Source organism: Isoptericola sp. Y581, from assembly GCF_059445475.1.
In genome coordinates, this window is the sequence record NZ_JCAIUK010000003.1 from 406319 (window position 1) to 420133 (window position 13815).

Here is a 13815-nt window from a genome sequence, read left to right on the forward strand (position 1 = left end):
GCCGCCCGCGACCTTCCGGTCGGCCGACGCGGCGATGTGGACCTCTCCGACGGTCGACTCCATGGAGGTCTCGGTGTTGGTCTCGCCGAGGCCGCCAGGTGCCCCAGGTGCCTTTGTCGGAGGTGGCCTCTTCGGAGGGCCCAGTCGTGGGAGCGCCAGTGGCGCCTTCAGTCGCCTCACCGACAGGCACTGAGGGGCGAGGTGTGCACCTCGGTATCGGCGGCGACATGACGAAGGCCCGGGATCGGCTTCATCCCGGGCCTCGCATCTGTCGGGCTGACAGGATTTGAACCTGCGACCCCCTGACCCCCAGTCAGGTGCGCTACCAAGCTGCGCCACAGCCCGCCGGCCCTCAAAGTCGTGACACCAGCAAGGATGTCACCCGGAGGGCCGACGGAAATACTACCCCAGGTCGGACGCTGCTTCTGCATCGACCAGGGCCGCGTCGGGGCGTGCTCCGCGCACCTCGCCGAGCACGCGCGCGGTGGCCAGCGCGGCGGCGGCGGCCTCGTAGCCCTTGTCCTCGTGCGAGCCCTCGAGGCCGGCGCGGTCGAGCGCCTGCTGCTCGTCGTCGCACGTCAGCAGCCCGAAGCCCACGGGCACGGTGTGGTCGAGCGCCACGCGGCTGAGACCGTCGGTCGCGGCGGCGCACACGTAGTCGAAGTGCGGCGTGCCACCCCGGACGACGACGCCCAGCGCGACGACGGCGTCGTACCCGGCGGCCGCGAGCGCCTGGGTGGCGACGGGCAGCTCGAACGAGCCTGGCACGCGCACGACGCGCGGCTCGACGACCCCGTGGTCCGCGCACGCCCGCAGCGCGCCGTCGAGCAGGCCGTCCATGACCGTCTCGTGCCAGCTCGCGGCGACGACGGCCACGCGCAGGTGCGAGCTGTCGACCGGCGCGGTCGCCGGCGCCCCCGCGCCGCTCATCGGGCGGTCCCTGCGGCGGTGGTCAGCGGGCGGTGCGTCATCGTTCCTCCAGCGGTGTCGAGTCCGGTATCGAGTCCGGTATCGAGTCCGGTATCGAGTTCGGTGTCGCGCGGGGCGCCGCCCAGGTGCGGCAGGTCGTGACCCATGCGGTCGCGCTTGGTGCGCAGGTAGCCGAGCGTGCGCGGGTCGGTGGGCACGGCGAGCGGCAACCGCTCGACGACCTCCACTCCGCCGTCCTCGAGCCCCGCCTGCTTGGCCGGGTTGTTGGTGAGCAGACGCACGGCGCCGACGCCGAGGTCGCGCAGCCCGTGCGCGGCGGCGGTGTAGTCGCGGGCGTCAGCGGGCAGGCCCTGTTCGAGGTTGGCGTCCACGGTGTCGAGGCCCGCGTCCTGCAGGGCGTACGCGGCGAGCTTGGCCGCGAGGCCGATCCCCCGGCCCTCGTGCCCCCGCAGGTAGACGACGACCCCACGGCCCTCGGCAACGATCCTGCGCAGCGACTCGTCGAGCTGCGGCCCGCAGTCGCAGCGCAGGCTGCCGAACGCGTCGCCCGTCAGGCACTCGGAGTGCACGCGCGTGAGCACGGGACCGGCGGAGGGGTCCGTCAGGGCGTCGAGCTCACCGGCGACCAGCGCCACGTGCTCGTCGCCGGTCCGCGTGTCCCGGTAGGCGACGGCGGTGAGCTCGCCGTGGGTCGTCGGCAGGGTCGTGACCGCGACCCGCTCCACGAGCATTTCGGTGGCCCGCCGGTACGCGACGAGGTCGGCCACGCTGATCAGCGTCAGCCCGTGCTCGGCGGCGAACTCCCGCAGCGCGGGCAGCCGCATCATCGTGCCGTCGTCGTGCACCAGCTCGGCAAGCACCCCGGCAACGCCGCGCCCGGCCAGGCGGGCCAGGTCGACGGCGGACTCGGTGTGCCCGCGGCGCTCCAGCACCCCGCCGGGCCGGGCCCGCAGCGGCAGCACGTGCCCCGGCCGGGTGAGGTCACCGGCCGCGGACGAGGGGTCCGCGAGCACCCGGGCGGTCAGCGCCCGGTCGGCCGCCGAGATGCCCGTCGTCACGCCCGCGGCGGCGTCCACGGTCACCGTATAGGCCGTGCGATAGGCGTCCTGGTTCTCACCGACCATCAGCGGCAGCCACAGCCGGTCGAGCGTCCGGCCGGACGTCCCGACGCACACCAGCCCGCTCGAGTGCCGCACGAGGAAGCCCATGAGCTCCGGCGTCGCGGCGTCGGCAGCGAAGATGAGGTCGCCCTCGTTCTCCCGGTCCGCGTCGTCCGCGACGACGACGGCCCTCCCGGCGGCGACGTCCGCGATCGCCCGCGCGACACGCTCCCATGCCGCCGTCGCCTCCCGAGCCGTCCCCGCGCTCATCGGTCCGCCCCGCTCCCGGCGGGGGCGCGCAGGCCCTGCGCAGCGCCGTACGACAGGTGCCGCTCCACGTACTTGCTCAGTACGTCCACCTCGAGGTTCACGGCCTCGCCCGCGCCGCGGCGCCCGAGGGTCGTGCGGGCCAGCGTCTCGGGGATGAGGCTCACCGTGAACGACTCGTCGCCCGCGTGCACCACGGTGAGGCTCACGCCGTCGACGGCGATCGACCCCTGCGCCACGACGTACCGCGCGAGGTCCACCGGCAGCGCGATCTCCACCACCTCCCACCGCTCGCCGGGCGTCCGCGACAGCACGGTGCCGACGCCGTCGACGTGCCCCTGCACCACGTGCCCGCCGAGCCGCCCGTCGGCCGCGAGCGCCCGCTCCAGGTTCACGCGGTCGCCGGGCTCGCGGGTGCCCAGGCTGGTGCGCTTGAGCGTCTCGGCCATGAGGTCGGCGGTCCATTCCCCGCCCTCGACGGAGGTCACGGTCAGGCAGCAGCCGTCGACGGCGATGGAGTCGCCGAGCCGGGTGCCCCCCAGCACGGTCTCGGCGGCGACGGTCAGCCGCGCGCCGTCGGCGTCCTCGCGCACTGCGATGACGGTGCCCAGCTCCTCCACGATCCCGGTGAACATGGCTCAGCGCTCCTTCCGCGGCCGCAGGGTGAGCCGCACGGTGGTGGTGTCGGTGGGGTCCGCTGCGTCGCCGGCCGTGGGGGCCTCGGCGGGCAGCACGGTGACGTCGATCAGGTCGAGGCGAGCGGCGTCCGCGATGGTGCCGATGCCCAGGTCGGCGACGGCGGGGGCTCCGAGGCCGAGCAGCACGGGTGCCACGTAGGCGACCACCTGGTCGACGAGCCCGGCGCGCCAGAAGGCGGCGGCGAGCGCGGGGCCGCCCTCCAGCAGCACGTGCCGGTGCTCGCGGTGCCAGAGCGCGTCGAGCACCGCGTGCGGGTCGTGGGTGCGCAGGTGGTGCACGGCCTCCCCCGCCGCGGCGGCGCGCGCAAGGCGGGACGACGACGGCAGGTCGCGCAGGCCGACGACGACGCGGTCGGGCTGTGGCCCGTGCAGGTGCCCGTGCCGCACGGTGACGTCGGGGTCGTCCGCCAGGGCGGTGCCCGTCCCGACCAGCACAGCATCGACGCCGGCGCGCAGCCTGTGCACGTCGCGGCGCGCCGCCCGGCCGGTGATCCAACGCGACGTGCCGTCGGCGGCGGACGCGCGCCCGTCGAGGGTGCTGGCGAGCTTCCAGGTGACGACCGGGCGGCCGAGCTCGAGCGCCCGCGTCCAGGTCTCGTTGAGGGCGCGCGCCTCGTCGGCGAGCAGCCCGCTCGCGACGTCGACGCCCGCGGCGCGCAGCCGGGCTCCGCCGCCGGAGGCGGCGGGGTTGGGGTCGCGCTGGGCGTGCACGACGCGCGCCACCCCGGCCTCGCGCAGCGCGTCGGCGCACGGGCCGGTACGGCCGCGGTGGGCGCAGGGTTCGAGGGTGACGACGGCGGTCGTCCCGCTGGCGGCATCCGGACCGTGGGCCTCGCGCGCCCGCAGCAGCGCATCGACCTCGGCGTGCGCGGTGCCCGCGCCACGGTGATATCCCTCGGCGAGCACGCGGCCGTCGGGGCTCAGCAGCACGCACCCGACCCGCGGATTCGGCCCGCGGGCGGGGCCCTGCCTCGCGAGCTCCAGCGCCCGCCGCATCGCGGCGTCCTCCGCCGCGCTCGCCCCCGCCAGGGCACCCGTGGTGCCGGCCGGCTGTGTCATTTCCCTGCCTCCGTCGTCCGGTCGCGGACCCCGGAGACAGGAAGGCTGGGTCGGACGTGCTCACGACCGGCCGGGCCGCGAACGCCACCACGAGGGGGCGCCGGCCCACAAGGGACCGGGAACGGACCGGACGGGGAGCCCGCCGCGTGCGCTTCCCATCCGGACTTTGACCGTCGGTCCAGGAGTTCCACCTGGTCAACCGGTCACAGGATGTGACCGGGTCGCGGACTTTCACCGCCGGCTCGGATTTTCACCGACCCCAGAGCACGCGAGCTTCTCGCTCGTCATCGCTGACCGTGCCACGGAGCCCACGGCACTGCAAGCCCGAGTGACAGACGTCTCACGCAGCGGCACGACGGCGGGCGACCCGTCGTTCGTCGTCGCGACCGAGGGCCACCTCGAGGGCGGCGAGCACCAGCAGGTCCACGGCCAGCCCGGACACGGCCACCCACTGCACGGCGCGGAACGCGAGCAGCTGCGTGACGAGCAGGCTGACGAGGACCCCGCGCCGCACCCATACCGCGCCCGAGCGGTGGTCGCCGCGCCCGACGAAGATCCCCGTGACCACGCAGGCCACCGTGCAGGCCGCCGCGGAGAGGATCCCGACGCCCACCCAGCCGGGCACGTCGAGGGCGCCGGTCGCCGCCCGCAGCCCCACCACCAGCGACCCCGCGGCCGTGCCGAGCACCACAACCGCCACGACGGTGGCCGCCCACCGGTGCTCCATCGCGTCGGCGAACCACGCCGACCCCCTGCGCACGAGGGCGCGCACCGGGTCAGGCACCGCGACGTCGTCCCGCGGCACGGCCTCGACGAGGGCCGAGACCTCCGCCGCCAACGGCTCGTCGCGCCCGCGCTCCACGAGGGCGCGGGCCTCCGCGCGCTCTGCGCCCGTGAAGCCGCCGGCCACCCCCGCCACGGCGCGGTCGGTGGCGACGGCCAGGTACTCGGCGGGGTGGCGCTCCCGACGCCCGTGCAGCGCCTCCACGAGCAGCACGAGCACGACCACCACGGCGTAGATCAGGGCGGCCGTCGGCTCGTAGAAGTAGTCGTTGTCCGACGTGACGAACTTGCCGATCTCGTCGACGAACAGGCCGAAGCCGATCCCGCCGAGCACCGCGCCCAGCGAGCGCAGCGCCGGGCCCACCCACGACAGCAGGACCACGACCGCGAGCGCCATGCCGAGCCCGCCCCACAGCACGTGCGCCACGTGCAGCCCCCCGCCGCCCACCTGCGGGTAGCCGGAGGCGGCGAGCAGGAACCGGGTGACCAGCACGGTCGCCACGGTGAGCACGAGGAAGGTCACCAGGTGCCGCACGGCCGAGGTGTCGCGCGCCGCGCCCAGGCGCAGCAGGCGCCCCCTCCTGACGAGCGGCTCTGGCTTCATCGACGGCTCACCGAGGTGCGCACCGCCCGATCACCGCCGCCGCTTCTCGCGCACGCGCACGCTGATCTCGATGGGCGTGCCCTCGAAGCCGAAGGTCTCGCGCAGGCGGCGCTCGATGAACCGGCGGTACCCGGCCTCGAGGAAGCCGGTGGCGAAGATGACGAACCGCGGCGGCCGCGTGGCCGCCTGGGTGCCGAACAGGATGCGTGGCTGCTTCCCGCCCCGCAGCGGGTGCGGGTGCGCGGCCACGAGCTCGCCGAGGAACGCGTTGAGCCGTCCGGTCGGGATGCGGGTGTCCCATGATGCGAGCGACGCCTCGAGGGCCCGCTCCAGCTTGTCGGTGTGCCACCCCGTGCGCGCCGAGACGTTGACCCGCGGCGCCCACTGCACCTGCACCAGGTCCTTCTCGATCTCGCGCTCGAGGTACGGACGACGGTCGTCGTCCATGAGGTCCCACTTGTTGTAGGCGATGACGAGCGCGCGCCCGGCGTCGACGGCCTGCGAGATGACGCGCGTGTCCTGCTCCGTCATCGGCTGCGAGGCGTCGACCAGCACCACGGCCACCTCGGCCTTCTGGATCGCCGCCTGCGTGCGCAGGGAGGCATAGAAGTCAGCGCCGCGGGTCTGGTGCACGCGTCGGCGGATGCCTGCCGTGTCGACGAACCAGTAGGGCACGCCCTTGATCTCGACGAGCTCGTCGACCGGGTCGCGCGTGGTACCCGCCACCTCGTCGACGACGACGCGTTCGGAGCCGGCGATCTTGTTCAGCAGCGACGACTTGCCGACGTTCGGGCGCCCGACGAGCGCGACGCGGCGCGGGCCGGCCGGGCGCAGCTCGCCGTGCTCGGAGACCTCGGGCAGCAGCTTCATGGCGGCGTCGAGCAGGTCGCCCGTGCCGCGCCCGTGCAGCGCGGAGACCGGGTGCGGCTCCCCCAGGCCCAGGGCCCAGAGGTAGGCGGCGTCGGCCTCGCCCGACGGGCCGTCCACCTTGTTGGCGCACAGGATCACGGGCTTGCCCGAGCGGCGCAGCAGCTCGACCACGCGCTCGTCGGTCGAGGTGGCGCCCACTGTCGCGTCGACGACGAAGAGCACGGCGTCGGCCAGCTCGACGGCCACCTCGGCCTGCTCCGCGACCTTGGACTCGATCCCGGCGACGTCGACTTCCCAGCCGCCGGTGTCCACGAGGGTGAACTCCCGCCCAGCCCACTCACCGGGGTAGCTGACGCGGTCGCGGGTGACACCCGGGGTGTCCTCGACGACGGCCGCGCGGCGCCCGAGGATGCGGTTGACCAGGGTCGACTTGCCGACGTTAGGGCGGCCGACGACGGCCAGCACGGGCAGCGGAATCTCGCCCGGCCCGAAGCCGTCGGAGTCCCAGTCCGCGTCGAGGAGCGCACGGTCGGCCTCGTCGAGCTCGAACTCCTCCAGGCCGACGCGCAGGGCGCGCTCGCGCGCCTCGTCGTCGCCGTCGTCCTCGAGGACCTCGGCCACGGCGTCGCGGGTCGGCTCGTCGGTGGGCGCGTCATCGAGCTCGGGGCCGGCGCCTGCGATGGGGTCGTCGGTGGGCTCGGCAGCGGGCACGGAGCCGTCGGCGGGAGGGGTCATGGAGTCCATTCTCCCAGGCCTGGGCAGGTGTCACGAACGAGACCCCCGTCACGCGGTGCGCGGCGGGGGTCCCGCCGTCCGGCGCGGGGTCTCGTCAGGCCGTGACCTGGGCGACGACCGCGAGCACGGCGTCGACCGTCTGGTCGAAATCGAGGTCGGACGAGTCCACGGTGGCGACGCCGTCGGCGGCCACCCGGAACTCGCTCACGGTGGAGTCGTCGCGGTCGCGGCGCAGCACCTGGTCGCGGGTCGCCTCGACCGCGGAGTCGTCCGCCGCGCCGTGCACCTCGAGCGAACGGCGGCGCAGGCGCGCCTCCTCGCTCGCGGTGAGCAGCACGCGGGCGTCGGCGTCGGGCGCGACCACGGTGGTGATGTCGCGGCCCTCGGCCACGATGCCGTGGCCGCCCGAGAAGCCGCCCGGGACGTTCTCCACCTCGATGATATGGCGCTGGCGGCGGCGCAGCTCCGCGCGCACGTCCAGGTTGGTCGCGATCTGCGAGACCGCCGTCGACACCTCGGTGGTGCGGATGGCCTCAGCCACGTCGCGGCCGTCCAGGCGCACCGTGGGCTCGCCCGGGTCCACGCCCATCTCGAGCGGCATCGCGCGCACGGCGTCGGCGACGGCGGCCTGGTCCGCGAGGTCCGTGCCCCCCTCGACGCACCACAGCGTCGCCGCCCGGTACATCGCGCCCGTGTCGAGGTAGGCGAGCCCGAGCCGGGCGGCCACCGCCTTCGAGACGCTGGACTTGCCGGACCCGGAGGGACCGTCGACGGCGATGACGACCACGTGAGAGCTCACCTTCTGTTGTCGCACGGCCGGGCCGCGCAGCGCTTGCGGAGGACGGGGGCGGGACGGCGGACGGCAAGGCCCGCCGTCGGATCACATGTCGACGGCCCGCATGAGCGTGCCGAGCTCGATACGGCCGAGCACCCGCGTGCGCCCGACCCGCAGGTCGCCCAGGGCGATCGGCCCGATGCGGGTGCGCACCAGGCGCGCGACGGGGAAGCCGACGGCGTCGAACATGCGGCGCACGATGCGGTTGCGGCCCTCGTGCAGCACCACCTCGAGCATCGTGGAGCCGGGCACCGAGTCGACCACGCGCACCTTGTCCACGCGGGCGAGCCCGTCCTCGAGCTCCACGCCGTCGAGCAGCTGCTTCGCGTGGCGGGGGTAGAACTCGCCGCCCTCGACCGTCACCAGGTACGTCTTGCGGATCTCGTGGCTCGGGTGCGCGAGGCGGTTGGCGAGCTCCCCGTCGTTGGTGAGGAGCAGCAGGCCCTCGCTGTCGGCGTCGAGGCGGCCCACGTGGAACAGGCGCTCGGGCCGGTCCTTGACCAGGTCCGCCAGCGTGGCGCGACCCTCGGGGTCGCTCATCGTCGACACGACGCCGAGCGGCTTGTTGAGCGCGAGCGTCACCTTCGTGGTGTCGAGCTGGATGCGCAGCCCGTCGACGTGCACGACGGCCTTGGCCGGGTCGACGCGCACGCCGAGCTCCGTCACCAGCACCCCGTCCACCTCGACGTGGCCCTCGGCGATGAGCTCCTCGCACTTGCGGCGCGACCCGAGCCCGGCCTGCGCGAGCACCTTCTGCAGCCGCACGCCGTCGGCCACGTGCACGTCGCGGACGGGCTCCGCGGGACGTGCGGCGGCGGGGCGTGTCCGGCCGGACCGGTTGCCCGTCTGGTTGCCGCGCGACTGCGTCGGGCGGCGGGTGGTGGGGCCCTGCGGGCGGTTGGTGCGGCGGCTCCCGCCGCGGCGTTCGGTGCTCATGGTGCCCGATTCTCTCAGGTCGGGCCGGTCTCGCCGCACCGGGCCGCGACGCACGGGCCACTCCACCCGGGCCATTCCGCGCGGTCAGCGGCGGGCGGCGGGCGCCCGGTGGGCGGCCAGGACGGCGGCGAAGGCCGACGCGAGGCGCGGGCCCACCGCGGCCGCGTCGCCGACGTCCCCGCACACCATCGCCCCGTCGCGCAGCATCATCAGCTCGGCGGCCGCGGCCTGCGGGTCGCGCGCCCCCGCGGCGCGCGCGACGTCGGCGAAGAAGCCCTCGTACCAGGCGCGATGGCGCGCGACCGCCCTGCGCACGGGGTGGTCCGGGTCGGCGAACTCCGCCCCGGCGTTGACGAACGCGCAGCCGCGGAACCGGTCGCTCCGCGCCACGCCACCGAGGGTCTCGGCGAGCGCCGCGAGCGTGCCGTCCGGGTCGCCGGCGTGCTCCTGCCGGAGCCGCTCGAGCTGGTCCTGCTCCTGGGCGGCACTCGCGTCCAGGTAGGCCACGACCAGGTCGTCCTTGGTCGGGAAGTGGCGATAGAACGTGACCTTGGACACGCCCGCCGCGGCGATCACCTTGTCCCCGCTCACCGCGCGGATCCCGTCGGTGTAGAAGAGCGCGCCCCCCGCGTCGAGGATCCGACCGCGCACGTCCCCGCGTGGCGCGGGCGCAGGCACGGGTGTGGCCGGTGTTGCTGCCCTGGTTCCCATCGGTCCAACCTCTCACGGCCATCGCTCACGGTCATCGGCCACGTCGCTGGCCGCATCATCGGCCGCATCATCGGCCGCATCATCGGCCGCATCGTCGGCCGGAGTACCGGCTGCTTGCGGCAGCCGTCACGACATGATTTAGTAGACGAACTAGTAACTCTACCTGAGGAGCACCCATGAGCGCGATCTACACCGCCGTCGCCACCGCCACCGGCGAGGGGCGCGACGGCCGCAGCACCACCGACGACGGGATCCTGGACGTCGACCTCGCCGTCCCCAAGGAGATGGGCGGCGCGGGTGGCGCCACGAACCCCGAGCAGCTGTTCGCCGCCGGGTACGCGGCCTGCTTCCACTCCGCGCTCAAGCTCGTCGCACGGCGGCAGAAGGCGGCCGTCGCCGACTCCGCGGTCGTGGCGGAGGTCTCGGTGCTGCCCACCGACGAGGGCGGCTTCCGGCTCGCCGTCGCGCTGCACGCCGAGATGACCGGCGTCGACCAGGCCACCGCCGACGCCCTGGTCCAGGCCGCGCACCAGGTGTGCCCGTACTCGAACGCCACGCGCGGCAACGTCGACGTCACGGTCGACGCCACCATCGCCTGACGCCGCCTTCCGGTGCCACCGGTCTGCTTGCCGGTCCGGTCACCGGTCTAGTCGCCAGGCTCGTCCACTGCGCCGAGCGTGAGCCGCGTCGAGGAGGGGTCGAGACCGACCGCCTCCTCGACGCCCGGCAGGTGGGGAGCGAGCGGCGGCAGCGCGTCGAGGGACGACCAGCCCATCCGGTCCAGGAACTCGCTCGTGGTGCCGAACAGCACCGCGCCGGTCATCGGGTCCTGGCCGGTCTCCGCGATCAGCCCGCGCGCCAGCAGGGTACGCACGACGCCGTCCACGTTGACGCCGCGCACGGCCGACACCTGACCACGCGTCACCGGCTGCCGGTAGGCGACCACGGCGAGCGTCTCCAGCGCGGCCTGGCTCAGCCGCGACGACTGCCCCTCCAGGACGAACGCGCCCACCACGTCGGCCTGCGCCCGCGCCGAGTAGACGCGCCAGCCGTCGGCACCCTCGCGCAGCTCGAACCCCCGGGGCCGGCCCCCGAGCTCGCCGCGATACTCCGCCGCCAGCTCCTGCAGCGTGCCGGCAACCTCCCGCACCGTCCGCGCGACCCCGGCCGCCAGGCGCTCCACGGTCACCGGCGAGTCGGTCACCATCAGCACGGCCTCCAGCGCCGCCGAAAGGCCCCCGGGCAGGTCGTCGACGTCGACCACGGCCGGGGGCGGCGCCCCCTCCGCGTCGGCCGCGTCCGTCCCTGTGTCCGCCGCCGTGTCCGCCGCCGTGTCCGCCGGCACGCCCGCCTCCTCCGTCATGCCACGACCTCCGTCGCGCCGTCGAACTCCTCGAAACCGGCCGCGAAGGCGGGATCCTCGTCGGGGTCCCCACCGTCCTCCGCCGTCCACCGCACCGTCAGCTCGCCCAGCGCCGTCACCTGCTCGAACGCCACCTGCCCGGACCGGAACAGCTCCAGCAGGGCGAGAAACCGGGCCACGGCCACCAGCCGCTCCTCCCCGGCGACGAGGGCGCGGAACGTCGCCGCGTGGTCCCGCCGCAGCCGGCGCGCCAGGATGCCGGCCTGCTCCCGCACGCTCACCGTGGAGGCGTGCAGGTGGTCGAGCCCCACGACCGGCGGAGCCTTCGGCTCCAGCGCCTTGGCCGCGAGCGTGGCGAGCCGTGCGCCGTCGAGCGTCCAGACGAGCTCCGGCAGGAGCGCCGCGAGACCCGGCTCGAGCGTCACCGCCCGCGGCACCCGGCGGCCCTCGGTCTCGAATCGCTCCGCGAGGACGCCGGAGATCTCCTTGTACGCGCGGTACTGCAGCAGCCGCGCGAAGAGCAGGTCGCGGGCCTCGAGCAGCTCCAGGTCGTCGGCGTCGTCCTCCACGACGCCGGGCAGCAGGCGCGCGGCCTTGAGATCCAGCAGCGTGGCCGCCACGACGAGGAACTCGCTCGCCGTCCCGAGGTCCCAGGACGGGTGTTCCTCGCCGCGCGCCGTCGCGGCACGCGCCTCCTCGTCCGCCGCGCGGATGTGCGCGATGAACTCGTCGGTCACCGCCGCGAGCGCCACCTCCGTGACGTCCAGCTCGTGCTTGGCGATCAGCGACAGGAGCAGGTCGAACGGACCCGTGAAGTTGTCGAGGTGCACCTCGAACCCGGGCCGGCCACCCGACGTCGCGGCGTCAGGCTCCGACGCGACGTCGTCGGCCTCAGGCAGCGTCACCACGGGCGACGAGCTCGCGCGCGAGCTGCCGGTACGCGGCGGCGCCGGCGTGCGCCGGGGCGTAGTTGGTGATGGGCTCCGCGGCCACGGACGCGTCCGGGAACTTCACGGTGCGACCGATGGTGGTGTGCAGCAGGGTGTCGCCGAACGCCTCGTGCACGCGGGCGACCACCTCGCGCGAGTGCAGCGTGCGGGAGTCGTACATCGTGGGCAGGATGCCGTCGACCTCGAGCGCCGGGTTGAGCCGGTCGCGCACCTTCTCGATCGTCTCCACGAGGAGGGCGACGCCGCGCAGCGCGAAGAACTCGCACTCCAGCGGGATGAGCACGCCGTGCGCGGCGGTGAGCGCGTTGACGGTCAGCAGGCCCAGGGACGGCTGGCAGTCCACGAGGATGACGTCGTAGTCGTCCAGGGCCGGGCGCAACGCCCGCGCGAGGACCGACTCGCGGGCGACCTCTCCGACGAGCTGCACCTCCGCCGCCGACAGGTCGATGTTTGCGGGCAGCACGTCCATGCCCTCGATCCTGGTGGGCTGGAGCACGTCCTGGAAGCTCACGTCCCGCTCCATGAGCAGGTTGTAGACGCTGAGGTCGAGGTCGTGCGGGCTGACACCCACGCCGACGGAGGCCGCGCCCTGCGGGTCGAAGTCGACGAGGAGCACCCGGCGGCCGTACTCGGCGAGCGCGGCGCCGAGGTTGATCGTCGTGGTGGTCTTGCCGACGCCGCCCTTCTGGTTACACATCGCGACGATGCGCGCCGGTCCGTGGGACGCCAGCGGCACGGGGTCGCGGAAATCGGGCATCGGTCGCCCGACGACGTCGGTACGCGGCTCCTCGACCTGCCCGGCCGGACTGCCCGGGGTGGGACTGGCCGCGGAGGCCGCGGCCGGTGAGGCGTCGCTCGTGGTCGTCTGCGTCATGATGTCGCTCCCGAGTCCCTCGCTCACCTGCGTCACGCTACCCCAGGGCCTCCCTGGTTCCGGGCGGCACGCCGGGCGCGGCGCGTGTCAGCCGAGCGCCCGCGGGTGCGCCGCGGCGTACACCTCGCGCAGTGCCTCGGGCGTCACCATCGTGTAGATCTGCGTGGTGGTCACCGACGCGTGCCCCAGCAGCTCCTGGACCACGCGCACGTCGGCGCCGCCCGCGAGCAGGTGCGTCGCGAAGGAGTGCCGCAGGGTGTGCGGCGAGACGTGCTGGGTGAGCCCCGCGCGTCCCGCCGCCGCCTGCAGCACCGACCAGGCGCTCTGCCGCGAGAGCCGCGCGCCGCGCGTGTTGAGGAACAGCGCCGGGGTTCCCCGGCCCGCCGACGCGAGCGGCGCGCGGGCGCGAACCATGTAGGCCTCGAGTGCCGCGCACGCGTACGAGCCCACGGGCACGACCCGCTCCTTGTCGCCCTTGCCGCGCAGGCGGACGACGCCGCCCTGCGCGTCGCCCGCTTCGACCTGCCCGCCGATCCCGGGGACGCTGAGCAGCCCGTCGACGTCGTCCACGTCGAGGCCCACGACCTCGCTGATGCGGCCGCCGGTCGAGTAGAGCAGCTCGAGCAGCGCCCGGTCGCGCAGCGGGACGGCTCCGTCCCCGGCGCCGGCGGCGTCCAGGAGCCGGGCCACCTCGTCGATCGACAGGGCGTGGGGAAGGCGACGCAGCGCGCTCGGCGCGTGCACCTGGGAGGCCGGGTCGGCCCGGGTCGCCCCCTCGGCGTGCGCGAACCGGTGCCAGCCGCGCACCGCGGCGAGCGCCCGGGCGGTCGACGACGGCGACAGGGTCGCCCCGCCGTCCGTACCCTGACGCAGCACCAGCACGTACTCCTCGACGTCGCGCTCCCCCACGTCGTCGAGGGTGCGACGGTCGGTCGCGTGCAGATGGCGGGCGTACCGCGCGAGGTCCCGGCGGTAGGCGGCCACGGTGTTGGTCGACAGCCCGCGCTCCACGCCGAGGTGTGCGAGGTAGCCCTGCAGCGCGCTGGTCAGCGCGGGCGGCAGGGGCAGGGCGGGCGACGAGTCGGGCACCGGCCCATCAT

14 protein-coding genes, 1 tRNA gene and 1 riboswitch are annotated in these 13815 nt (G+C 74.7%); of the genes, 1 reads left to right on the forward strand and 14 read right to left on the reverse strand.

Going from position 1 to position 13815, the window contains the following annotated elements; genetic code table 11:
- Nucleotides 1-271: 271 nt before the first annotated feature.
- The 10 genes from AC1C2W_RS08080 to AC1C2W_RS08125 form a co-directional block, all read right to left on the reverse strand.
- Nucleotides 272-345, reverse strand: a tRNA-Pro gene (locus AC1C2W_RS08080).
- 57 nt (nt 346-402) lie between these two features.
- Complete coding sequence (ribH, locus tag AC1C2W_RS08085) at nt 403-930, reverse strand: 6,7-dimethyl-8-ribityllumazine synthase (RefSeq protein WP_495389241.1); 528 nt, start codon at nt 928-930, stop codon at nt 403-405.
- Nucleotides 927-2300 (reverse strand): bifunctional 3,4-dihydroxy-2-butanone-4-phosphate synthase/GTP cyclohydrolase II, encoded by a 1374-nt coding sequence (locus AC1C2W_RS08090; protein ID WP_495412837.1) that lies wholly within the window; start codon nt 2298-2300, stop codon nt 927-929. The genes ribH and AC1C2W_RS08090 overlap by 4 nt, the downstream gene beginning before the upstream one ends.
- Nucleotides 2297-2932, reverse strand: coding sequence for a riboflavin synthase (locus tag AC1C2W_RS08095; protein ID WP_495412838.1), 636 nt, complete (start codon nt 2930-2932; stop codon nt 2297-2299). Before AC1C2W_RS08095 ends, AC1C2W_RS08090 begins: the two co-directional genes overlap by 4 nt.
- A gap of 3 nt (nt 2933-2935) precedes the next feature.
- On the reverse strand, nt 2936-4054 hold the full coding sequence (gene ribD, locus AC1C2W_RS08100) for a bifunctional diaminohydroxyphosphoribosylaminopyrimidine deaminase/5-amino-6-(5-phosphoribosylamino)uracil reductase RibD (RefSeq protein ID WP_495412839.1): 1119 nt from the start codon (nt 4052-4054) through the stop codon (nt 2936-2938).
- 142 nt (nt 4055-4196) lie between these two features.
- Nucleotides 4197-4326, reverse strand: a riboswitch (FMN riboswitch).
- A gap of 68 nt (nt 4327-4394) precedes the next feature.
- Entirely contained in the window at nt 4395-5441 is a 1047-nt protein-coding gene (locus AC1C2W_RS08105; RefSeq protein ID WP_495389237.1) for a hypothetical protein, read from the reverse strand.
- 30 nt (nt 5442-5471) lie between these two features.
- Nucleotides 5472-7046 (reverse strand): ribosome biogenesis GTPase Der, encoded by a 1575-nt coding sequence (gene der / locus AC1C2W_RS08110; protein WP_495389236.1) that lies wholly within the window; start codon nt 7044-7046, stop codon nt 5472-5474.
- A 94-nt stretch (nt 7047-7140) separates the two neighbouring features.
- The gene (cmk, locus tag AC1C2W_RS08115) at nt 7141-7845 is read right to left on the reverse strand and encodes a (d)CMP kinase (protein WP_495389235.1); all 705 of its coding nucleotides are present in this window, start codon (nt 7843-7845) and stop codon (nt 7141-7143) included.
- 81 nt (nt 7846-7926) lie between these two features.
- Nucleotides 7927-8817 (reverse strand): pseudouridine synthase, encoded by an 891-nt coding sequence (locus tag AC1C2W_RS08120; RefSeq protein ID WP_495389234.1) that lies wholly within the window; start codon nt 8815-8817, stop codon nt 7927-7929.
- Between the two features lie 84 nt (nt 8818-8901).
- On the reverse strand, nt 8902-9468 hold the full coding sequence (locus tag AC1C2W_RS08125; RefSeq protein WP_495412840.1) for a TetR/AcrR family transcriptional regulator: 567 nt from the start codon (nt 9466-9468) through the stop codon (nt 8902-8904).
- 236 nt (nt 9469-9704) lie between these two features.
- Here AC1C2W_RS08125 and AC1C2W_RS08130 point away from each other — a divergent pair, with 236 nt between their 5' ends.
- The gene (locus tag AC1C2W_RS08130) at nt 9705-10127 is read left to right on the forward strand and encodes an organic hydroperoxide resistance protein (protein WP_495389232.1); all 423 of its coding nucleotides are present in this window, start codon (nt 9705-9707) and stop codon (nt 10125-10127) included.
- A gap of 47 nt (nt 10128-10174) precedes the next feature.
- Here AC1C2W_RS08130 and scpB read toward each other — a convergent pair whose 3' ends face one another.
- The 4 genes from scpB to xerD all read right to left on the reverse strand — a co-directional run bounded on the left by scpB (nt 10175) and on the right by xerD (nt 13804).
- Nucleotides 10175-10891 (reverse strand): SMC-Scp complex subunit ScpB, encoded by a 717-nt coding sequence (scpB, locus tag AC1C2W_RS08135; RefSeq protein WP_495389231.1) that lies wholly within the window; start codon nt 10889-10891, stop codon nt 10175-10177.
- Nucleotides 10888-11790 carry a segregation and condensation protein A gene (locus AC1C2W_RS08140; RefSeq protein ID WP_495389499.1) on the reverse strand — a complete coding sequence of 301 codons (903 nt, stop codon included), beginning with the start codon at nt 11788-11790 and terminating at the stop codon, nt 10888-10890. Before AC1C2W_RS08140 ends, scpB begins: the two co-directional genes overlap by 4 nt.
- Nucleotides 11783-12598 carry a ParA family protein gene (locus AC1C2W_RS08145; RefSeq protein ID WP_495389498.1) on the reverse strand — a complete coding sequence of 272 codons (816 nt, stop codon included), beginning with the start codon at nt 12596-12598 and terminating at the stop codon, nt 11783-11785. The genes AC1C2W_RS08140 and AC1C2W_RS08145 overlap by 8 nt, the downstream gene beginning before the upstream one ends.
- A gap of 204 nt (nt 12599-12802) precedes the next feature.
- Complete coding sequence (gene xerD / locus AC1C2W_RS08150; protein ID WP_495412841.1) at nt 12803-13804, reverse strand: site-specific tyrosine recombinase XerD; 1002 nt, start codon at nt 13802-13804, stop codon at nt 12803-12805.
- Between the last annotated feature and the right edge of the window lie 11 nt (nt 13805-13815).